The sequence below is a fragment of the Providencia sp. PROV210 genome (genome assembly GCF_028479445.1).
Taxonomy (GTDB): Bacteria; Pseudomonadota; Gammaproteobacteria; order Enterobacterales; family Enterobacteriaceae; genus Providencia; species Providencia rustigianii.
The window spans coordinates 287,729-310,541 of sequence record NZ_JAMPNQ010000003.1; the positions used below are offsets into that span (position 1 = coordinate 287,729).

The window sequence follows — 22,813 nt, forward strand, 5'->3', positions numbered from 1 at the left end:
ATTAGTGTGATTTATCTTCTTTAACAGACGAAATTAATGCATTAGCAAAAGACTCTGCAATCATTTTACGCTGCGCCGGAGCGACAGATGTATTGAGCAGATTAGTAACCATGTTGCCTAACACCATTAATGATAGATCTACTGGAGTATGGTTTTTTTCTAACACACTTACAAGGTCAGACAGTAAACCTTCAACTTTTTCATCACTATAGCGAGATGATTGTGGCATAAATTGTGACATCCTAAATTAATGAAAGCTCCATATAATAGCCCATTGTGGGTGACTTTTCTTCATTCTTTAAACAAATTTTCGTTTAATTGATAATAATGCTTATTTAGATCATCGAAGTGGATAATAGTTCGCCATAAAAGTGATAAAAAAGAGGCGAGTGATAGTTTAGGTTGCAGCAGAATAATTTCAGTGTTTGAATACGCGACATTATTTCTGCGAGTTAAAGGAGCCAACAATGAGTCTGGATATTACCCAGATAGCTTTACATCAGTTGATTAAACGAGATGAACAGACCTTAGAAGTCATGTTACGTGATTCGTTATTAACGACAGATAACGTTGTGCAAGACATGATGGCAGAATTACATCGTGTGTATAGTGCGAAGAGTAAAGCATTTGGTGAGTTTAATGAAGATAGTGAACTTGCGGAGGCCTTATCTTTATTACGCAAGGGCGAAGAAGAGTTTTTAGGTTTTAGTCGTGCAATGACGGTGCGATTAAAAGATGAGTTGGCAAAATATCCCTTTGCAGAAGGTGGTATCGTTCTATTTTGCCAATACCGTTATTTAGCGGTGGAATACCTTTTGATCGCGGTACTCAATAGTTGCGATAGCATGTTTGTGACTGAGTCGCTGGACTTAGATACTACTCATTATCTAGATATCCCTCATGCAGATATTGTTGCACGTATTGATTTAACTGAATGGGAAACTAATCCAGAGTCTAAGCGCTATTTAACTTTTCTTAAAGGACGAGTTGGACGTAAAATTTCTGATTTCTTTATGGATTTTTTATCCGCATCTGAAGGATTAAATGCGAAAGTACAGAATAAGGGACTTGTTCAGGCATTAGATGATTTTTGTGATAGTGCTCAGATGGATAAAAATACTCGCCAAGCTTATAGACAGCAAGTACATAGCTACTGTACTGAGCAGCTTCAATCTGGTGAAGAAATAGAGTTAAGTGAATTATCAAAAGAGTTACCGACACTGGAGGATCAAAGTTTTGAGGACTTTACTCGTCAGAATGATTATCAACTCGAAGAAAGCTTTCCCGCAGATAGAGGAACGCTAAAGCAACTCACTAAATTTTCAGGTAGTGGTGGTGGAATAACGATTAATTTTGATGCGATGTTGATGGGGGAGCGTATTTTTTGGGATCCTATCACCGATACATTAACGATTAGAGGAACACCACCTAATTTACGTGATCAATTACAACGTCGTGGTAATAAATAAGCGTTGACGACTAGAATAGTGTCCTAGAAATAAATAACGCCGCAATTGCGGCGTTATTTACTCGGCGTCCCGAAAAACTCTAAAGCTCGGCTATGGGCTTTAATTAAGCGCGCAGGAAGTCAATGTGCGTCACTTTTGGCTTAAATGGGTGACGTTGAACAGCCTGAACTTTTACTTTAGTTTCTTTACCATCGATAACCAAGTTCAGAATATCGTAAAATCCTGCTTTGCTTTCTTGGTTGATAATTTCATCGTGGTTCAGAGTAACAGAGATAGCTTCTTGGTTGCCACCGTAAACGACAGCTGGCAGTTGGTTAGCTCTGCGCAGGCGGCGGCTCGCACCCTTACCCTGCTCTTTACGTTCAATTGCATTGATAGTTAACATTACAATTTCTCTATAAAAGAAAAAATAAAATCCTGCTACAGGCGACCCAGCAGCAGGTTCGATATTTGGCCCTGTAAAATTATTTCGCTAGGCGAGATATACGAAGGCGGGCGCAGTTTAACGAAAAAATGCCCAACGGGCAATCATTAAGATCACTATCCGCCAAGTAGAAAGTTAATTTATATTAAAATTAGTTGTCAGGCTAGTGGGGTTGAAGTTCTAAATCGACCTTGATAATCAAAGATTTTTTCACGAATCTCCCAGTAATTCTCTTTTTTCCGTGCCACAATAAATTGTGGGTAACGTAATAATGATCGCTGCAAGATAATATCATTGGCATTATTCCAGTTAAATGGAATTCCGGGAGCGCGATGATGTTCACGTAAGAATCGGTACTCAAAAGCCCGTTTCTGGGCTGGAGTCGACAGACGAAAGCGTTCGGAGATGGAGGTACCATCTTCATCGTAATAATTGATTTTTAGCCATTCACCCTTAGCATCGCTGCCTGGCATTAGCTCCATGCCTCCACAACGTAAAATTAACGCATCTTTGAGTTTTAATGCGGCTTTGAGCATGTCATCAGGATCACTAAGAACTTCTTGGCATTTATGGCAGCGTCGGGCTGCTATATCATTCTCAGATCCACAGTGTGGGCATTGTTTGAATCGAAAACGAAATTCGCATTGCTGTTTTTTGCCTTGCTCATCTTCCTCCCAACCTTGGCAGCGACGTCCATAGTGCTCGACAATTTGACCATCTGAGGTACATTTCCCCCAAAATATATTGGCAAATTGACATAAAGGACAGAAGACTTGTACTGGCACACTGCTTGAATTAGGTTTAGTCGTACCGACTTCAGGGCGATAAAGGTCATGGGGGTTACCCGCATAATCTAAGATTAAGCATTGTGTTTTTCCTTTATCTAATCGTAAACCTCGACCTACAATTTGTTGGTATAAACTGACAGATTCAGTTGGGCGTAATATGGCAATTAAATCCACGTGAGGGGCATCAAAGCCAGTTGTCAAAACGGAGACATTAACTAAGTAGTGTAATTTTTTATCTTTGAATTGATTAATAATATTGGCGCGATCACTTGCAGGGGTTTCTGCTGTAACTAAAGCTGCGCAATTCTTTGGTAAATAACATAGAATTTCTTTGGCATGTTCAACGGTGGCAGCAAAAATCATACAACCCTGTAATGGAGCAGCATACTCTACGATTTGAGCAACAATTTTAGGGGTTATACGCTGTTGTTTTTTAATGGATAAATTAAGCTCTTGTTCGTTAAAAATACCTGACTGGTTAATCGATATCTGACTGAAGTCATATTGCAAAACGGGCATATCAAGTCTTTCTGGTGGAACGAGATACTTATTTTTAATCATATAGTGCAGTGGTAACTCATAAATACAGTCTCGAAAAAAACACTTTTCATCACCGCGGATCATGCCATGATAATGATATTGATAAATCCAACCATGACCCAAACGATAAGGTGTTGCGGTTAATCCCAGAATACGCAATGTGGGGTTATGATTTTGTAAGGCTTGAATGATTTGCTGGTATTGGCTTTTATCATTTAAGCTAATTCGATGGCATTCATCGATAATAACTAATGAAAATTTATCATTAAAATCAGTAAGATTACGAGCAACAGATTGAACGCTACCAAATACAACTTTACTTTGCGACTCTTTGCGATTGAGTCCTGCAGCAAAAATATCAGCATTTAAACCATAAGTGAGGTATTTTGCATGGTTTTGTTCTACTAATTCTTTGACATGAGCTAAAACTAAGACTCTTCCTCGAGCGAGTCGAGCCAACTCGGCGATCACCAAACTTTTTCCAGCTCCTGTAGGCAGCACAATGACTGCTGGCTCAGTATGTCGGCGAAAATAGTGAATTGTTGCATCAACCGCTTCTTGCTGATAAGGACGCAGAGTAAAACTAGGTGATAAAGTTACAGGCATATTATTCAGTTTTTTTAAAAAAGGCGGATGATTAATGTTAGATTTTAGTTAGCGCCATGGCTAGGTCTAAATTTTCGAGTTAATTTTGCTTTGCTATCACTTGTTACGTCTTGTTGATATAATTGATTATGTGATAATAATCACAGTAATCTTTCGTTCTATATTATGGCAGCACGGTGCTATTGTACCTCTCGCTGACATTCCATCAAGTTAAGAGAATCTATGCGATTGGATAAATTTTTGTCCCAGCAATTAGGGATAAGCCGGAATTTGGTAGCACGTGAGCTTCGTGCTGGTAATATCACGGTTGACGATAAAGTAGTAAAATCAGGTTCCATGCAAATTAGTGCTGATAATGAAGTATCTTATGACGGTAATGTGCTCATACAGATAACTGGCCCTCGTTATTTTATGCTGCATAAGCCTGAAGGGTATGTATGTTCAACTGACGACCCAACGCACCCCACAATTCTTTATTTTATTGATGAGCCAGTCACTCAAAAATTGCATGCAGCTGGCCGTTTAGATATAGACACCACGGGATTGGTATTACTTACTGATGACGGACAATGGTCTCATCGTATTACCTCTCCTAAACATCATTGCGAAAAGACTTACCGAGTTCAGTTAAGTGAAGATATTACGGATGATGTTATTCAAAAGTTTGAGATCGGTGTCATGCTAAATGGTGAAAAAAGCCCCACTAAGCCAGCTCAATTGGAAATTATCTCTCCTCGTGAAGTGTTATTAACTATCAGTGAGGGTCGTTATCACCAAGTGAAACGAATGTTTGCAGCAGTAGGCAACCATGTTTGTGGTCTGCATCGTGAGCGAGTCGGAGAAATCAGGCTAGACGAACAGTTAGAACCGGGAGAATATCGACCTCTAACTGAAGATGAAATTAACAGTATCACTGTTCCCCGTTAATAGTGAGATAGCAGGAGTTTAAAGCGTGCAGCAACAGCGTTCATCCTATTTGGGGCTGATTTTAATATTAGGTTTGCTATCAATGCTAATGCCATTAGCTATTGATATGTATTTGCCTAGTTTTCCGGCAATGACAGGATACTTTAATGTAGATGAAGGGCATATTCAAATGACCCTAAATAGCTACATTTTTGGTTTTGCAATTGGTCAGTTATTTTATGGACCGATGGCGGATAGCTTGGGACGTAAACCAGTTATATTAGGTGGAGTGATTGTTTTTGCATTTGCTTCAGCGGCTTGTGCGGTTGCTGAGTCCATCGATGTTTTTATTTGGTTACGATTCTTACATGGTTTTGCTGCCGCTGCCGCAAGTGTGGTGATCAACGCATTGATGAGGGATATGTTTACCCGTGATGAGTTTTCTCGCAGCATGTCTTTCGTTGTACTGGTGATGACCATTGCACCATTACTCGCCCCTATCTTGGGTGGGGAAATGATGCGTTGGTTTTCATGGCACGCCATTTTTTGGAGTATTGCGATTGCAGCTGTAATTGCAGTAGTTTTGGTGAGTTGCTTTATTCGTGAAACATTGCCTGCAGAGAAAAGGCAAACTTTCCATATAGGAACCACACTTAGACAGTTTGCCACCTTATTTCGTGCTCGACAGGTATTATTTTACATTTTAGCGAGTTCATTTTCTTTTGCGGGAATGTTTTCGTTCTTAAATGCAGGATCATTTGTCTATATTGATTTGAACGGCGTTTCACCTCAACATTTTGGCTATTACTTTGGTATCAACATCATTTTCTTATTTATTATGACGACAATTAATAGCCGTTTCGTTCGCCAATTTGGTGCAGAGCGAATGCTGTATTTTGGTATTATTATCCAATTTGTCATGGGAATATGGTTATTAACGACGACAGCCTTAAATATGGATTTTTGGACTTTGGTGATCGGTGTTGCGATTTATGTTAGTGGGATTGCTATGATCACATCCAATTCAATGGCCGTCATTTTAGATAATTATCCACACATTGCGGGCACGGTTTCATCTCTTGCTGGCACTATCCGTTTCTCTATAGGGGCATTGATTGGTACTTTACTCTCCATGATCCCTGCAAAGAGTGCTTGGCCTATGGTTGGTTCGATGGTGGGCTGTGTTGCTCTATCCATGCTATTTGTTCTTTTAGCGAAAAGAGCCAAGTAGGTTCACTATGTATCAGTTTCAAGGATGAAGCTGAACAACTCCATTAATTTCCCGCCAGTATTTTTATCATCTTGATTTATATCTCTAATATATTATTCACTATAACTATATGTTAACCTGTTCAATAGATCGAAAAAAGCGATTAGTAACGATATGTAATTATTCTATTTATCTAAAAATGATCTACATCAAGTCATTAAATAAGAATAGTTGTTAAATTTATGTATTATGATTGGCGGATGATTACTATCATTAAAAATGATAATACTGGAGAGGGTCCCCTCAAAAAACACATAATTATTAATATATCTTAGTGATTATGTAAAAATAAACGGTTTAATTATGGATTGTGTTGGATTTGTAATTAAAAAAATGTTTAATTTTTTGTTTTTTTGTTGGTAAAATCTTCATGCAATGATGTGTGTCACAAAAATTTAACGACATGCTACTTTTTTAGTGTTATATTTAAGTTCTTGAATTTAACAATTGTGTTACTTTTTGTATTTGTTAAAAGTTCGGTTTGAACGAGGATTTCTTTAAGACATATGCATCTCTATTCACTCTTTAATTGAGAGTGGGGTACAAAGAAGAGAGACATTGTCTCTTGGGGAGTTTCAGTATCTAAAAGAATCGATACTCATTTAGTGAAATGTAAGTTAAGTCGCCAAAATGGTGAGCTCTGCTTACTTGTCAAAATGACGGCGTGTTTTAATAGGAAATTTTTGTGGAAAAATTAGGTCTTTCGGTAGTCCACAGGTTGCCGCAAAGTTACCGCTGGTTATCCGGAAAAATAGGGACTGATGTTGAAGTTGTTCCCATGAATGATGCCAATAGCGATAAACTTGTAGGACTAAAATTATTAAGTCATGATTGTGAGACAGACTGTATAGCAATGAAACAGTTGTCTGAGTCATTGTCTGAAATGCAAATAGACAACGCTATACTAGAATGGCAGAAAGAAATGTGTCTATTTATTCGTGCTAGCGATGAACTTACTGCAATGTGCCGATTGAAGGCATCTGGTGTTGCCATTGCAGAATTAGCCTCAGGTTTCTATTGCGCTTAACGGTAGTGTATTCCTGACAGGGGCTAGTAGAAGAACAGAATCTGCCATGACATAATTTAGCTATCGCTGTGCGAGTATGATGAAATGGTGTTAACAATAAAAAAAGCTTCCGGTTTAGAGCCTGGAAGCTTTTTTTATTGGCAAAGATAATAATGTTAATAAAAATTATGAACCATTAATGACTCGACGGCTAGCGTAATAACGCTTACTCCAATAATCATTACTCATTTCTGAAACAATAACTCCATTACTTGTAGAGGCGTGAACAAACTTGTTATCACCAATATAGATCCCTACATGTTTCATCCTGCGACCTGTTTTAAATAGAACTAAGTCACCGGCTTTTAAACTATTGCGTTTTACACTTTTACCTGAAGATTCTTGTTCAGAGGTAGTACGCGGTAATTGAACACCAAACTGCTCGAAGAATGTGCGTTGTACAAAGCTAGAACAATCGATACCACTTTTTGTGGTTCCACCGAGGCGGTAACTTACACCTTTCCAGCTAGCATATTGATCCATAATCTTTGATTTGGTATCAACACTTCTGACTAAATCTTCGAATTCATCTTGCGATGCCATTGCGAGGGAATCATTCGATGTTGCATTTAACATGCGAGCATCAGATGATCTTGCTGTAGTTTGACTGTTTTTTGTCGTTTTCGGTGCAGTACATGCTGAAAGCGTTACGGCAATTGCCACTGCCGGAACAAGGCGCCATACATAGCGCTTAAATTTTTCAGAAATTAACATTATTTAGTATATCCCTTGCCATTTTATTTATTGTGATATGAAAGCTACATACCACACGTAAACTGCTCCCTGTGAAAAACGCATTAGAACAACAACAGTGTATTTTTCGCAGAAAGGGTTTATGCACCGAACAAAACTTGCTCTAAATTAGCAGCTTAAATGTGCTCTAACACAGGTTGATTAAGGATGAATAATCAAAGGCTGCTAAAAATTAACGTATTACTCTTATTTGGCATTGGAATATTTATTTCTTAAACCAAACAGTAAGAATATACATAAACAAAGCTGAAATGGCGAGTTTATAGGGGCATAATTTACAAAACATTATATAAAACGGGATATGCGTCATTAACTTGCCTTCAATTTATGAATAATACGATGTTTTTGTATTGCCTATGGTGCTGCCTTTCCCTAAAAACATGATCATAATCACGTTTTCACTAAGAATTCTTTATGTATTTACTCAAAATATTTTAATTATTAGGTTTAATTGTAAAGAAGTTTAAATTTAAATAAATTGTCAGTCTTAATCCATTCATTAACGTCATTTTTTAGTCTTTATAGTTCTGATTAACGCAATGGACCGTTCATTTTTCATGCAATCAATTACGGTAATCTGGATGCTTACTCAGCAAGATAGACATGCTATTTTGTTGAATGTTGCATTTAGTCAGTCATTAATATTGAAAGTACCACAATGTTATTGGGTACTTTACAAGTAAAAAATGCTAAATCTAAAAGTGTAATCTTCTATGAATTTGCCCATATTTAATAAAAAAAAGACTAATTGCCATAGCATTAATTTTATAGAACTTTCATTTAAAATATTTTTTTAAAATTAAATGAAAAATAAAAAATAACGTCCATAAGTGAAATATATGTTCACCTCTAAAAATTAAGCTCGCAGCTGAAATTTATCTAATAAATACATCATTTAGATGTAAGTAAATTTCAATAACTGACGATATTCTAATCTTTAGCGGAGAAATTCTTGTGGACTGCTCAGTAAAAAAAATAGTTGTAACGGCGTTTTCTTTTATAGCCTTAATTTCTAGTTTTACGTCATATGCTTCTAAAGATAGCGGTGTAAAACAGCTTGCATCGGGAACAATTACTTTCACTGGAGCTATTGTAGCCGCTCCTTGTATCATCACGAAAATTGAACAAAGCATTGATACTAAGTGCTGGAATGAAGAGGGTAAAGTAAAAACTAGTTCGATGGATATTAAGAAAATTTCAGAGAAAAAAACACAATTACCAAATCAACAGGGTGTACAATATTTCAAATGGATTAATAAAGAAAATAAAACAGGTATCTATACTGTAATATATGACTAACTATATTTAGCATAGTAAAAAATCATATATTAGTGAATAAAAGGAAATAAGATTAGGGATATTTAATGATTATGATTGAATGCCATGCCTATGGGCAGCAAGCCCATAGGTGGATTGCTAAATATTAGTCACAGCGTCCCATATAGCGACGTTCGGGAATATGAATGCGAATTTTTTCACCCGTAGTTAGATATTCTGGCACTTGTACGGTTAGCCCGGTTGCCATTGTTGCGGGTTTGGTTCTAGCACTAGCGGAAGCGCCCTTGATACCGGGTGTTGTTTCAACAATAACCATATCTACAGTTTGCGGTAACTCTAAAGCGAGTACTTGGCCATCCATTGTTAGTACCTGCATTCCTGGTAAACCTTCTTCAGGAATAAACAATAACTCTTCTTCAATATCAGATTTTTTAAATATGTAAGGCGTATAGTCTTCATTGTCCATAAACACATATTCATCACCATCAATGTAAGAAAAGCTGACAGTACGACGAGTCAACGAGATTGTCTCTAAAATGTCATCTCCTTTGAAACGCTCTTCAACCTTTTGACCTGTCCTGATATCAGTAAAGCGCATTTTATATAGAGTACTTGCTCCACGAGCACTTGGTGCTTGGATATCAATATCTTTAACCAGCAGTAATTTTCCGTTGTAGTTAATTGCTAAACCACGTTTGATCTCGTTGGCCTTGGCCATAAATAACCTTCTTTGCTATTGTCAAAAAGAGTTCGACAAAATTACTCGTAGATCAGGGAATAGGCAAGATGCTGAAGTCAAAAAAATCCCTAGTTTTTACACTAGGGATTGATTTATAAGCTAGGGGCTATCAATAAATAGGTAAGAGACCAAATAGTGACAATATATGAGCAATGGCATTAATTAAACCAAACAGGATCACAAACCAAATAATGAAACGACCACCCGGTGCTTTGTAGCTATTATTTGGGAAGCGTTTACGGCTTTCTCTTGCCATCATCGCTGGGATTATTACTGCCCAAATCGTTGCTGCTAATCCTGCAAAACCAATAGCGTAGATAAAACCGTTCGGGAATACTACGCCAAGTATAGTTGGCGGTAAAAACGTGAGGATAACCGATTTAAAGCGTCCTTGATGACTGTCATTTAATTTAAAAAAGTCAGCAATAAAATCAAATAGCCCAAGAGATACCCCCAAGAAAGAACTTGCCAACGCCATATATGAAAACAGGTTCAAAAATTGAGAGATAAAACTGCTTTGAGCCGAAATATTCATTTGTTTTAGCAAAGCATCAATATTATTGCCATTCTCTCTGATTTCAATAAAGGCAGAGCGAGGGATATTACCTTGGATAGCATACTGCCACAGGATATAGATGGTCACTGTAATAATAGAGCCATAAACCAAGCTTAATACAACGCTACGACTATCTTTGTTATAGTATTTTACCAATCCCGGTACATTTCCATGATAGCCAAAGGACGTCAATAGATAAGGAAGGGCAGCCAATGCATAGGGCAAATACTGATTGTCAGGACTTTCAAATTGATTAAATAGTACAAGGGGAGAGGCTGTAGTTACCATCCCGCCAATGGACATGATAAAGGTGATGACCATTCCACCAATTAAAATGGTGCTTAATCTGTCTACTGCTTTAGTTGATAACCAAACAAAGAATGCAATAATTAATGCAAATATCAACCCTGAGACGGCTTGAGGCACCTGTACATATTGCGAAATATTGCCAGTAATAATTGAACTGCCTGCCGAAATATAAGCATAGGTTAGAATATATAACACGAAGGTAATAGATAACGTATTGATGGTGTTCCATCCTGAGCCTAATAAATCCTTAACCATGGTATGAAAACTGGCACCGGCTGGGTAATTCATATTGGCTTCTAGGATCATTAATCCGGAAAGCAACATACAGATAAAAGTATAAATCAGTAAGACGACGGAGCCTGAGAACCATACGCCTGAAGTCACCATTGGAATAGAGAACATTCCAGCACCGACAGCGGTGCCCGCTATGATCATTGAACCACCTAATATAGATGGGCGCTTTGGCGATTTTTTAACATCAACTTCCATGATGACTCCTGAATGATTGCTTCACTGTACTAGCTGAACGATACAATAGGCATTTGGTAATGTAAATATATAAAAGATAATAAAATCTGAAAATAGTTTGATATGGATAATATATGTACAAACCCATGAAAATTTGTACAAAGTTGACAGCTATTTAGGTTTTTTGAAAGTAGAAACGTTGCGCTAGCCAAAGCTCAATCGCGTTGCGACTGGCTTCAAAATGGGGTTCAGGAAGAGCATCATGGGGATAAACCCAGAGTAAATCTTCACATTTGTCTTCTTCCATGATTTGTGGCGCAATATTTCCATTGTATTCAGCATGCATACAAATCGAAACGGTATGTTTTCCTTCCTGTTGATACGTCTGTAAATTATTACTGATACCAAAAACGGTGGGGGAATGAATGTCTATGCCAACTTCTTCTTTAATTTCACGTATTGCACAAGCTTCAAATGATTCGCCTGGATCTACATGCCCACCGAAAATAGACCAATAGGGAGCATGTTTACTGCTGCGTTTACCCAGCAAAATTTGACCTTGTGAATTGGTAATAATAACGCCAACACCTACCACAACATTTTGATGATTGGACATGGAATTTCCTTCTTAATGTCTTTTTAAACATAGAGATCTTGCCATGTTACTTGTAAATTACAATCAGGAAAAAATACAAATATCACTGAAAACAACCCGCATTAGTGTTATAACTATGCGCAGAAAAATTTGTGATACGACAATATAATGATTAAGGGAGATTAGTAGTTATGACTCGCCGGGTTGCTACAATTACATTAAATCCTGCTTATGATTTAGTTGGGCTATGCCCCTCAATCGAAGCCGGTGAGGTCAATCTAGTCAAGACTGCTAGCCTGAATGCTGGAGGCAAAGGGGTCAACGTAGGTAAAGTTTTACGTGACCTTGGCATTGATATCACCGTTAGCGGTTTCATGGGTAAGGATAACCAAGAAGAATTCCAACATTTTTTCAGTGAAAATGGTATGGCAAACCGTTTTACAATGGTGGCCGGTCGAACCCGTATTAATGTGAAACTTACTGAAAATAATGGTAAATCGACAGACTTTAATTTCTCCGGTTTTGACGTCAGCAAAGAAGATTGGAACCGTTTTGCGACAGAATCCCTCAATTGGCTCGGTCATTTTGATATGGTGGTGGTCAGTGGTAGTTTGCCGAACGGCATTGATCCTGAAGAGTTCACCCGTTGGATGACACGTTTGCGCCAATTATGCCCGTGCATCATTTTTGATAGTAGCCGAGAAGCCCTCAAAGCGGGGTTGAAAGCATCCCCATGGTTGGTAAAACCTAATCGCCAAGAATTAGAGACATGGGTGGGTAGAAAGCTTCCTGAATTAAATGATGTCATAGCAGCAGCTCATGAATTACGCGATAAAGGGATTTCCCACGTTGTGATTTCATTGGGCGAAGAAGGGGCATTATGGGTTAATGCATCGGGCTCATGGCTGGCTAAGCCACCTCATTGTGAAGTCGTCAGCACGGTAGGGGCAGGGGACTCAATGGTTGCTGGATTAGCTTATGGGCTGTTGAATGGGGAATCCAGTGAGCATACATTACGTATGGCGACTGCTATTTCCGCATTATCAGTTTCGCAGCCTGATGTTGGTTTAAAAAACCGTAATAAGCTCGCGGATATGATGTCGAAAATTGAGATGAAATTGCTCTAATAACACATGAATTCAGAGATAAAAAATGGCTACTTAATCGTAGCCATTTTTGTATTAATCGTATTGTTGAGCTTTTAGCCATGCAATTTCTTGTGGCCAAATATCAGGATTAATGGTTTCTAAAATCAATGGAATACCATCAAAACGGGCGTCTTTCATAATATAACGAAATGGTGCATAGCCAATATTCCCTTCACCGAGGCTATGGTGGCGGTCAACACGACTGGCAAATTCACTTTTAGCATCATTCAAGTGCATGCCTTTTAGGAACTCAAAGCCAACAATACTTGAAAATTGTTGAAAAGTTTTTTCACACTCTTCTTCTGTACGTAAGTCATAGCCAGCAGCAAATGCATGGCAAGTATCAATACAAACACCTACACGACTTTGATCTTTGACTCTCTCAATGATTTTGGCTAAATGGACAAAATCAAATCCTAAGTTAGTTCCTTGACCTGCTGTATTCTCAATGACGGCAATGACACCCTCTGTTTCGGCGAGGGCAATATTAATGGATTCGGCTATACGCGCTAAACAATCATCAATTTCAATCTGCTTTAAATGGCTACCAGGATGGAAATTGAGAAGATCAATACCCAGTTGTTCGCAACGTTGCATCTCATCAATAAAAGCCACTCGAGATTTTTCCAATGCCTCGAATTCAGGATGGCCCAAATTAATTAAGTAACTGTCATGGGGTAAAATTTGATGTTTACCATAACCATATTTAGCGCAGTTATGCTTGAATTTCTTAATTATCTCTTCTGTAAGCGGGGCTGCTTTCCATTGACGTTGGTTTTTAGTAAATAACGCGAATGCTGTTGCGTTGATTTCATGGGCGCGAATAACCGCTTGGTCGACGCCGCCAGAGGCGCTGACATGTGCTCCAATATATTTCATGATCGACTCCTTTTCTGGGGGAGTATGCCATTAATAACTAAAGAAATGAAACCAAAAAAAAGCCGCTTATAAAAAGCGGCTACCGGAGGTGTAACAAAATAAATTTAAAAAATTGACTGGATGACCATATTGATAAAAAAACCACCTAAAATCAGCCAGACAAACAAAATCAGTGCCATCAACAGTGGTTTAATACCTGCTTGCCTGATCGCACTAACGTGGGTTGTTAGACCTAACGCGACCATTGCCATTGCTAACAATATGGTGTCTAAAACAATGACTTGTTTAACAATTTCCACAGGTAATAAATTAAATGAATTAAACGCCGCCACTAAAATGAAAATCACCGCAAACCAAGGGATCGTGATTTTACTTTTTTGAGCACCATCTTGAGTATTTGCAGCAGTTTTACGGCTAATGAACGCAGATAAGATGATTAAAAATGGCGCTAACATCATTACGCGTAACATTTTTGCGATAACAGATGCATTTTCTGCATCTGGACCAATAGTATGTCCCGCAGCAACCACTTGAGCAACTTCATGCACGGTTGATCCAATATAAATACCAAATGTTTCTTGAGTCATTGGGATCCAACCAAAATGTGCATTTAGCTGGTATAACCATGGGTAAACAAAAATACTGATAGTCCCGAAAATAACGACAGTGGAGACAGCAACAGCGACTTTACTTGCTGATGCTTTAACCACAGGCTCAGTTGCCATTACTGCTGCAGCCCCACAAATACTACTTCCTGCACCAATTAACATGGTTGTTTCGTCATCTAGCTTGAACACTTTTTTACCCAACCAGTACGCTAATAAAAAGGTTGTCGTTAAGGTTAGGGCATCAATAATTAATCCTGTCGCGCCAACATCGGTAATTTGTTGAAAAGTTAAACGAAACCCATACAAAATGATACCAGCGCGTAGGAAATAGTGTTTGGCAAATTTAATGCCTGCATCAGATGTCGAGCTAATAGCCGGATAGACGGTGTTTCCAACGCAGATACCGAGTAAAATGGCGAGGGTTAACGCTCCCAGCCCAACATCCATAAACCATGACTGCTCTCCAAGGTAAATCGCAATAGCGGTTAAAATCCCAGCTAAAATGATACCCGGAATGAGTTTTAGAATAGGGAGTGAATTATTTTGCATCATTGCTTTGGTTCCAGTTTTATCCATGACGACACTCTTATGATGACTTAGATTAAGTTGGAATAAGCATATAACAAAATCAATAATAATATAAATTGATTGTTTTTATATTATCTATCTATAAAACTGATTAAAAGATTCTATTGGTATATTGCTAATAAATGATTAATATTAACAATATTATTACAAATACATCATCATGCTGGAGCTTTCTGTATGCGCATAACACTGAGGCAACTTGAGGTTTTTACGGAAGTATTAAAGAGTGGCTCCACAACTCAGGCATCGCAATTACTCGCGCTATCTCAATCTGCTGTCAGTGCATCATTGACTGATTTAGAAGGGCAATTAGGTGTCCAATTATTTGACCGTGTGGGTAAACGACTCGTCACTAATGAACATGGACGACTCCTTTACCCTAAAGCATTGTCTTTATTGGAGCAGGCGTTAGAAGTTGAACAACTATTCAAGAAAGAAATGGGCGCAGTTCGCCTTGCTGCGAGTACGACGATTGGTAACTACATCTTACCTGAAATTTTAGCGGGCTATCGTTATGATCACCCTGAAATTCCATTGGAATTATTTATTGGTAATACCGAAGAGGTGATCAAAGGTGTTATGGAATTTCGCGCCGATGTAGGACTAATTGAAGGCGTTTGTCATAGTCCAGAGTTGATCTCGAAACCGTGGCTGAAAGATGAATTAGTGATATTTGCAGCACCTAATAACCCATTAGCCAGTAAGAATCCCTCTCTGACAGAATTGAAAAATGCACCTTGGATTTTGCGTGAAAGAGGTTCCGGAACTCGAGATGTTCTTGATCAGTTATTATTTGCCCACCTTCCCGGGTTTCATATTTTAATGGAACTAGGGAACTCTGAAGCGATTAAACATGCTGTACGTTTTGGTATGGGAATTAGCTGTTTATCTAGAAGGGTTATTGCGGAGCAGTTAGATAATGGCTCACTAGTAGAATTAGCCGTAGATGAGTTACAACTAGAGCGAACGTTATATCTGATTTATCACCGTCAGAAGCATCTTTCTAATGCAATCACTAATTTATTAGATTATTGCAACTGAACATAATAGGCCATAACGTGTTTTGCTAATAATTATAGCTGAATTATGAAGGTATCTTATAACAGCAAAGAGTTGCTTATTTCTGCCGTTTGAGTTTGTTAGAATCCCTCGCGTTATTGACTGAAAATAAAAACAGGGAACAGATGGCTGAACAACATACCAATACATCCATGGGTGGCGCGCCGAGATTACGTCGTGAACTAAAAGCCCGTCACCTTGCCATGATTGCAATTGGCGGCTCCATCGGGACTGGATTATTTGTTGCATCCGGTGCAACAGTGGCTCAAGCAGGACCAGGTGGAGCACTTCTTTCTTATGCCATTATTGGTTTAATGGTTTATTTCCTGATGACCAGTTTAGGTGAATTAGCTGCCTATATGCCGGTTTCAGGTTCATTCGCAACATATGGTGCTAAGTATGTTGATGAAGGTTTTGGTTTCGCATTAGGCTGGAACTACTGGTACAACTGGGCAGTCACTATCGCGGTTGACCTTGTTGCTGCACAGTTAGTTATGACCTATTGGTTTCCTGATACCCCAGGCTGGATCTGGAGTGCCATTTTCCTCGCCATCATTTTCTTATTGAATTACATTTCTGTGAAAGGTTTTGGTGAAGCAGAATATTGGTTCTCTTTAATCAAAGTAACCACAGTTATTGTGTTTATTATTGTGGGTGTCATGATGATTTTTGGCATCATGAATGGTGCTGAAAATGCAGGTTGGCATAATTGGGAAATTGGTGATGCACCATTTGCTGGTGGCTTCTCTGCGATGATCGGTGTCGCCATGATTGTCGGATTCTCTTTCCAAGGTACTGAGTTAATTGGTATTGCTGCGGGTGAATCACAAGATCCTGCCAAAAATATCCCTAAAGCAGTGCGTAAAGTATTCTGGCGTATTCTGTTATTTTACATCTTAGCGATTCTGATTATTAGCTTGATTATTCCTTATACGGATCCAAGCTTGTTACGTAATGATGTTAAAGATATCAGTGTTAGTCCATTTACTTTAGTATTCCAAAATGCGGGCTTATTATCAGCAGCGGCGGTGATGAATGCGGTTATTTTGACGGCAGTACTGTCTGCGGGGAACTCGGGAATGTACGCCTCTACGCGTATGTTATATACCTTAGCTCGTGAAGGTAAAGCGCCGAAAATATTTGCTCGCTTATCTAAAGGTGGCGTGCCTCGCTATGCTTTACTCGCAACAACAGTTGTCGCAGGGTTATGTTTCTTAAGCTCAATGTTTGGTAATCAAACAGTCTACTTGTGGCTTTTAAACACATCAGGTATGACGGGTTTCATTGCTTGGTTAGGGATTGCGATTAGTCATTATCGATTCAGAAGAGGCTATATTGCTCAAGGTAAAGATTTAAATGATTTACCTTACCGTTCAGGCTTCTTCCCTGTTGGACCTATCTTTGCTTTTGTTTTGTGTTTAATTATTACATTAGGCCAAAACTATCAAGCATTCTTAGAAGATAAGATTGATTGGGTAGGCGTAACTGCCACCTATATTGGTATTCCACTATTTTTAGCGATTTGGTTTGGCTATAAAATTGTAAGAAAAACATCAGTTGTTCGCTATAAAGATATGAGTTTCCCTTCTTATCGAGAAAATCTAGAGAAGTAAAGAATTCTCGCTAAACTGAAATGTATAAAGCGCCTTATATAGGCGCTTTTTTTATACCCCGAATATCCTGCCTAAAACATAAGAAATTAGATGCGCATCCCATAAATACGTTATCAAAAGAAATGAATTGATCAATAATGCTATTGATAAGTATTCTTATTTACTTTATTGTTAGCGCCTGCAAATGAGAGTCAGTTACTTATTGGGTTTTGGAATAGCTCTCAAGCTATAAATCCACAATAAGTTTAATGATTTACATAATAAAAACTACAGACCTCTATGGTTCGTTGAACCTGATGCTGAGCATAGAAAATTCATAGTTAAAAGAAAAAATCTCATGGAGAATCGGGAATGGTTGTTTTTACTAAAAGAAAAATAGCGGTCAGTATTATTGCGGCTATTAGCGTGGCACCTGCATTTGCTGATGACAGCAAAGATAAAATTTATGTTACAACAGCAGCTGGATATCAGCAAAAAATTGAAGATGCTCCCGCATCAATTTCTGTAGTGACCCGTGAGCAACTAGAAAATAAAGCTTACCGTGATGTTACTGATGCGTTGAAAGATGTTCCAGGTGTTTTAGTGACTGGCGGTGGTAGCAGCTCAGATATTAGTATCCGAGGCATGGATGCTAAATACACTATGATCCTTATCGATGGTAAACGTGTTGATACCCGTAGTATTCGTCCTAACAGTGATGGCTCAGGTATTGAACAAGGATGGTTACCGCCACTACCTGCTATTGAGCGTATTGAAGTCGTTCGTGGCCCTATGTCGTCTCTGTATGGTTCTGATGCCATGGGTGGGGTTATCAACATTATTACCCGTCGTGTTCAACAAGAATGGACGACCAGCCTACGTGCGGATACCACAATCACGGAGCGTAAGAATTCAGGTAATACAGGGCAAGGGAGCTTTTATACCTCGGGACCATTAGTGGATGGATTACTGGGTATGAAGCTACAAGGTCAATATTCACATCGTAGTGAAGATAAAATTATTGATGGCTTTGGTCGCCAGATAATGACGAGTGGTGGAGGAACTCTATCATTCACGCCAAATGAGCAGAATGCATTTGATTTAGATTTCAAAAAAGATAACCAGCATCGTGATTATAGAGAGGGTTACACGGCTGAACGTGGTGATGGTAGCGAATTTAACAAGTATGATATGACTCACGCAGCCCTAACACATACTGGTATTTATGATATTGCGTCCACTGATACATATCTTCAATATGATGAAGCAAAAAACCCGGGCCGCAAAATGACGTCAGAAGATTTAATCTTCCGTAATCAAAGTGTTTTTTTACTGGGTGACCACAGTTTAAGTCTCGGTGGACAGTATCGTAAAGAAAAACTCAAAGACCAGAGTAATAAAATCCCTGGAAATAGTGAGTTAGATAGATATAGCTGGGCATTATTTGCAGAAGATGAATGGTTAATTACCAATGATTTTGCATTAACTGGCGGCTTACGCATGGATAATGATGAAAACTATGGTACTCATTGGACTCCTCGTATGTATGGCGTTTGGCATGCTGATGAACAATGGACGATTAAAGGTGGGGTATCTACAGGTTATAAAGCACCAAGCCTGCGTGAATCATCTGCAAACTGGGGACAAGCTACGGGGGGCGCCAAAGGAAATGCAATCATTTACGGTAACCCAGATCTGAAACCAGAAAAAAGTGTCACCGAAGAGATTGGCGTTATCTGGAATAATCAAGATAATTTAACTGCTGGCGTTACTATATACAATACTGATTTCAAAGATAAAATTACAGAAATCAGACGTTGTGATAACAGCATTGATACCATTAGAGATTGTACTTTAGCGGATGGTGAGGGGAATATTCCTAATAAACCATATCGTTTCGTCAGCGATAAAGCCAACGTTGATAAAGCGAGAATGCAAGGTGTTGAAGTGACCTTCAATTGGGGGATCCTTGATAACCTAGAGTTTGCGACAAACTATACATATACACACACAGAACAGAAAAGTGGTGTGAATAAAGGTAAGCCTTTAAGCAAACAGCCAAAGCATATGGTTAACTCAACGTTGACTTGGGATACGACAGAAGATTTACAAACCTGGACTCGTATGAATTTCCGTAGTGAAACGTCGGATTATCAAGGTCGTGGTCAGCAAATGGCAAAAGGAACACCATCCTATGCATTATTTGACTTAGGTGCGAGCTATAAGCTAAGCAAAAATGCAAATATTGTTGGTGGAGTATATAACCTTTTAGATCGCCGAATAGATAATGAAACTTACGGTGCAGAATTAGAAGGTCGCCGTTATAACGTAGGCATCAACTATAACTTCTAATACTAATTAGCGATTTTTGTTAATTGAGCCCTTTGGTGAATAGCCAAAGGGTTTTTTTGTACTATGATTTAGACATCAAACGATTATTCAGATATCTACTCATAGAAAGAAAGATCAAAAAGCCGCAATCTACTTGTCTCTGATTTCTCTGATAGGAAAGGAAATGTCTAAATTTAGAAGCTACCTACGAGTTTGGTGTATTGGATTACTCATTTTTATCGGCAGCATCCCTTCAACAATGGCAGGAGATCCTGGGCCTTATCGATTAGTCTTTTTGGACATCTCAGAGTCACCGTATCAGGATGGACAAAAACTACTTATCGAATTGCGTAAGTTAGAGCGACTATCATCGGTACAAGACGGTTGCTTTATATGCAATGGTATTGATGATGGAGAGTCAGAGGTGGAGGTTTTATATCTTTACTCAATCCCTGTAGGGTTATCTGTCGATGAATTACGCAAAGCAGTTAATGGTGACGATATTTCGAGAAATAAAATGCAAACGGTCCTTCGTGATTTTAAAGACCAATATGATTTCGGCGTTGATGGTCTTTTGATTTATAAACATGAGGAAGGTAAGGTCACTATTTATACCATGGATAACAAAGTTGGCTCGAAATTATTACCAGAAAGCAAATCGGTGAAAAGTAAGCTTCTACATTCGAGTTTGGATATGTTACTTGAAAAATCCGCCAATAAATTAGATCGCCCTGTTTGAAACTTATTTGTATTAAATTAAAGGGTTTTTGATATGAATTTATAGGAAATAGTAACTTTATTAGTAATGCGGACAAAAAGGGTAAATTCATCAAAAACTCTCATAGGAAATAGGGTGTTTAATTAACAAATTAGCTTGCTATTTCTAGACGTGACGTGCAAAATGCGCGGACAAAAAATTGACTGATGCTCGATAAAAACGGCATCGGTTTTTTTGCTTTTTAGGGTTCATTCATTTTAATGGGGCCGGATATTAGGCCGGATAGATAAATATTTACGTGTAGCTAACACAGAATGCTACCGATTTGAGGAATGCTTTTATGGCTTACTTTTTTGCTCTCGCAGCAGGACCAAGCGGTCGTCGCTGCCGCATCGATGACTACGGGGCAAGCAGCTTTGCACACCCGACTTTCTTCCTCTCATCCTTTTTCTCTGCTTATAGACAGATGCAAAGTCTTCCCAGTAACTGTAGATTAAGTCGAAGTCGGGCTCAATCTAAAGTTATGGGAGGGCATTGCCATGCAAAATAATTCTGTACCTTTAGATATCGGCCACAACCAAACTGGTGCGAATAACCGAGTCCAACTTGCGAAGACATTAACCCTTGTACAAGTGGTGATGATCGGTATTGCGTATATCCAGCCAATGACTATTTTCGATACATTCGGAATGGTATCGGATAAAACGGGTGGTCACGTCCCGACTTCATACATTATTGCACTCGCTGCAATACTGTTTACTGCTCTGAGCTACGGTAAGCTGGTGAAACGCTTCCCATCTGCCGGTTCAGCGTATACTTATGCCCAAAAATCAATGAGTCCGCATATTGGTTTCCTTGTGGGTTGGACATCTTTGCTGTCCTATATTTTCATGCCAATGATCAATATCTTATTGGCAAAGATTTATTTACAAGACATTTTTCCAAATGTTGAACCTGCGATTTTTGTTGTTGGTTTAGTGATCTTAATGACTGCTGCAAACCTACGCGGTATCAACGTTATTGCTAACTTAAGTACCGTTATCGCAATTATTCAAATTGGGGTAATGGCGGTCTTTACAGGATTAGTTATTCACGGTGTTTCAAATGGTGAAGGCTCGGGGGAGATCTGGTCTTTTAATCCATTTGCAAACGAAAAAACAGAATTGGTCCCTTTAATTGCAGGGGCAACAATTCTTTGCTTCTCATTCTTAGGTTTTGACGGATTGAGTTCATTGTCTGAAGAAACGCCAAATGCGGGTAAAGTTATTCCGCGTGCTATTTTCCTAACAGCACTGATTGGCGGGGTTATCTTTATTACCGTTTCGTTCTTCTTGCAGCAATTTTTCCCAGACGTCTCACGTTTTGCGAATATTAATGAGACTCAGCCAGATATCATGAGATTTGTTGCGGGATCGTTCTTCCAAGCAATCATTCTTGTTTTCTCATGTGTGACTGTATTGGCCTCTGGCATGGCAGCTCACGCGGGTAGTGCACGACTGATGTATGTTATGGGGCGTGATGGCGTATTCCCTGAAAAAGTCTTTGGTTATGTCAGTCCAAAATGGCGTACTCCAGCTTATAATGTACTGTTAGTCGGCTTCTTAGCGTTAGGCGCTATTTGGTTTGAGATGGACTTTGCAACGGCATTAATTAACTTTGGTGCATTGATAGCCTTCACCTTTGTGAATATTTCCGTCATTAGTCAGTTCTTTATTCGTGAGCGCCGTATGCAAGGCTTTAAGAATATCGTCAACTATCTGATATTACCGATTATCGGAACACTGACGGTTTGTGTGCTGTGGTTGAATATTGAAGAAGACTCAATGGTGTATGGGCTGATTTGGACGGTTGTAGGATTGGTGTATATGGCTATTCTTACACGGATGTTTCGTAGGCCGATGCCGCAGATGAGCGACGTCTAGATATATTCTTCATATTTCGCGCCGTAGCGTTGTTGGCTGCACGCGCTAGCCCTAGTCACATACTTTATGTATGCTCCTAGGGTCTAGCTTGCTTGCCGCCTAGCTACAACACGAATTATTTTGAATAGATGTCAGCATCAGGATAATTGAACTGCAAACTGCAACTGTAAATTGATGACTGATAAAACAGCGCCTTTGGGC

The 22,813-nt window shown here is 38.8% G+C and carries 21 protein-coding genes; 12 read left to right on the forward strand and 9 right to left on the reverse strand.

What is annotated here, in order from left to right; all coding sequences use genetic code 11:
• Window position 1 precedes the first annotated feature (1 nt).
• Window positions 2-229, reverse strand: coding sequence for a YejL family protein (locus PR761_RS01830; RefSeq protein WP_039855328.1), 228 nt, complete (start codon window positions 227-229; stop codon window positions 2-4).
• Between the two features lie 238 nt (window positions 230-467).
• Here PR761_RS01830 and yejK point away from each other — a divergent pair, with 238 nt between their 5' ends.
• A complete protein-coding gene (gene yejK, locus PR761_RS01835; RefSeq protein WP_154611161.1) occupies window positions 468-1,469 on the forward strand; it encodes a nucleoid-associated protein YejK in 1,002 nt (333 codons plus the stop codon).
• A 103-nt stretch (window positions 1,470-1,572) separates the two neighbouring features.
• Here yejK and rplY read toward each other — a convergent pair whose 3' ends face one another.
• Both rplY and PR761_RS01845 read right to left on the reverse strand, forming a co-directional pair.
• Window positions 1,573-1,854, reverse strand: a complete 282-nt coding sequence (rplY, locus tag PR761_RS01840) for a 50S ribosomal protein L25 (RefSeq protein ID WP_006815462.1) — start codon at window positions 1,852-1,854, stop codon at window positions 1,573-1,575.
• A 197-nt stretch (window positions 1,855-2,051) separates the two neighbouring features.
• Window positions 2,052-3,827 carry a DEAD/DEAH box helicase gene (locus tag PR761_RS01845; protein WP_154611160.1) on the reverse strand — a complete coding sequence of 592 codons (1,776 nt, stop codon included), beginning with the start codon at window positions 3,825-3,827 and terminating at the stop codon, window positions 2,052-2,054.
• Window positions 3,828-4,049: 222 nt separating this feature from the next.
• On the opposite strand from PR761_RS01845, the gene rsuA reads away from it, so the two are divergent.
• The 3 genes from rsuA (at window position 4,050) to PR761_RS01860 (ending at window position 7,030) form a co-directional block, all read left to right on the forward strand.
• Window positions 4,050-4,754 carry a 16S rRNA pseudouridine(516) synthase RsuA gene (gene rsuA, locus PR761_RS01850; RefSeq protein WP_006815460.1) on the forward strand — a complete coding sequence of 235 codons (705 nt, stop codon included), beginning with the start codon at window positions 4,050-4,052 and terminating at the stop codon, window positions 4,752-4,754.
• 25 nt (window positions 4,755-4,779) lie between these two features.
• A complete protein-coding gene (locus PR761_RS01855; protein ID WP_039855326.1) occupies window positions 4,780-5,964 on the forward strand; it encodes a Bcr/CflA family multidrug efflux MFS transporter in 1,185 nt (394 codons plus the stop codon).
• A gap of 724 nt (window positions 5,965-6,688) precedes the next feature.
• Complete coding sequence (locus PR761_RS01860; protein ID WP_006815457.1) at window positions 6,689-7,030, forward strand: hypothetical protein; 342 nt, start codon at window positions 6,689-6,691, stop codon at window positions 7,028-7,030.
• 165 nt (window positions 7,031-7,195) lie between these two features.
• On the opposite strand, the gene mepS is transcribed toward PR761_RS01860, so the two are convergent.
• Window positions 7,196-7,783, reverse strand: a complete 588-nt coding sequence (mepS, locus tag PR761_RS01865; protein ID WP_006815456.1) for a bifunctional murein DD-endopeptidase/murein LD-carboxypeptidase — start codon at window positions 7,781-7,783, stop codon at window positions 7,196-7,198.
• 993 nt (window positions 7,784-8,776) lie between these two features.
• Between mepS and PR761_RS01870 the strand changes: the two genes are divergently transcribed.
• Window positions 8,777-9,121 carry a hypothetical protein gene (locus tag PR761_RS01870; RefSeq protein WP_006815454.1) on the forward strand — a complete coding sequence of 115 codons (345 nt, stop codon included), beginning with the start codon at window positions 8,777-8,779 and terminating at the stop codon, window positions 9,119-9,121.
• Between the two features lie 124 nt (window positions 9,122-9,245).
• Here PR761_RS01870 and yeiP read toward each other — a convergent pair whose 3' ends face one another.
• From yeiP to PR761_RS01885, 3 genes are all read right to left on the reverse strand, one after another.
• Entirely contained in the window at window positions 9,246-9,818 is a 573-nt protein-coding gene (yeiP, locus tag PR761_RS01875) for an elongation factor P-like protein YeiP (RefSeq protein WP_006815453.1), read from the reverse strand.
• Between the two features lie 130 nt (window positions 9,819-9,948).
• The gene (mtr, locus tag PR761_RS01880; protein WP_006815452.1) at window positions 9,949-11,193 is read right to left on the reverse strand and encodes a tryptophan permease; all 1,245 of its coding nucleotides are present in this window, start codon (window positions 11,191-11,193) and stop codon (window positions 9,949-9,951) included.
• Between the two features lie 154 nt (window positions 11,194-11,347).
• Window positions 11,348-11,788 carry a nucleotide triphosphate diphosphatase NUDT15 gene (locus tag PR761_RS01885; protein WP_006815451.1) on the reverse strand — a complete coding sequence of 147 codons (441 nt, stop codon included), beginning with the start codon at window positions 11,786-11,788 and terminating at the stop codon, window positions 11,348-11,350.
• 170 nt (window positions 11,789-11,958) lie between these two features.
• Between PR761_RS01885 and fruK the strand changes: the two genes are divergently transcribed.
• On the forward strand, window positions 11,959-12,894 hold the full coding sequence (fruK, locus tag PR761_RS01890; RefSeq protein WP_006815450.1) for a 1-phosphofructokinase: 936 nt from the start codon (window positions 11,959-11,961) through the stop codon (window positions 12,892-12,894).
• Between the two features lie 54 nt (window positions 12,895-12,948).
• Here fruK and nfo read toward each other — a convergent pair whose 3' ends face one another.
• Window positions 12,949-13,794, reverse strand: a complete 846-nt coding sequence (gene nfo, locus PR761_RS01895) for a deoxyribonuclease IV (RefSeq protein WP_006815449.1) — start codon at window positions 13,792-13,794, stop codon at window positions 12,949-12,951.
• A 104-nt stretch (window positions 13,795-13,898) separates the two neighbouring features.
• Window positions 13,899-14,978, reverse strand: a complete 1,080-nt coding sequence (locus PR761_RS01900) for a YeiH family protein (RefSeq protein ID WP_006815448.1) — start codon at window positions 14,976-14,978, stop codon at window positions 13,899-13,901.
• 189 nt (window positions 14,979-15,167) lie between these two features.
• Here PR761_RS01900 and yieE point away from each other — a divergent pair, with 189 nt between their 5' ends.
• From yieE to PR761_RS01930, 6 genes are all read left to right on the forward strand, one after another.
• A complete protein-coding gene (yieE, locus tag PR761_RS01905; protein ID WP_006815447.1) occupies window positions 15,168-16,031 on the forward strand; it encodes a DNA-binding transcriptional regulator YeiE in 864 nt (287 codons plus the stop codon).
• A gap of 143 nt (window positions 16,032-16,174) precedes the next feature.
• Window positions 16,175-17,662, forward strand: a complete 1,488-nt coding sequence (locus PR761_RS01910) for an amino acid permease (RefSeq protein WP_006815446.1) — start codon at window positions 16,175-16,177, stop codon at window positions 17,660-17,662.
• A 351-nt stretch (window positions 17,663-18,013) separates the two neighbouring features.
• On the forward strand, window positions 18,014-19,993 hold the full coding sequence (locus PR761_RS01915) for a ligand-gated channel protein (protein WP_006815445.1): 1,980 nt from the start codon (window positions 18,014-18,016) through the stop codon (window positions 19,991-19,993).
• Window positions 19,994-20,156: 163 nt separating this feature from the next.
• Entirely contained in the window at window positions 20,157-20,711 is a 555-nt protein-coding gene (locus PR761_RS01920; RefSeq protein ID WP_039855321.1) for a hypothetical protein, read from the forward strand.
• Window positions 20,712-21,030: 319 nt separating this feature from the next.
• Window positions 21,031-21,240 carry a hypothetical protein gene (locus tag PR761_RS01925; RefSeq protein WP_071599557.1) on the forward strand — a complete coding sequence of 70 codons (210 nt, stop codon included), beginning with the start codon at window positions 21,031-21,033 and terminating at the stop codon, window positions 21,238-21,240.
• The gene (locus PR761_RS01930; RefSeq protein ID WP_006815442.1) at window positions 21,230-22,612 is read left to right on the forward strand and encodes an APC family permease; all 1,383 of its coding nucleotides are present in this window, start codon (window positions 21,230-21,232) and stop codon (window positions 22,610-22,612) included. The genes PR761_RS01925 and PR761_RS01930 overlap by 11 nt, the downstream gene beginning before the upstream one ends.
• Window positions 22,613-22,813: the final 201 nt, after the last annotated feature.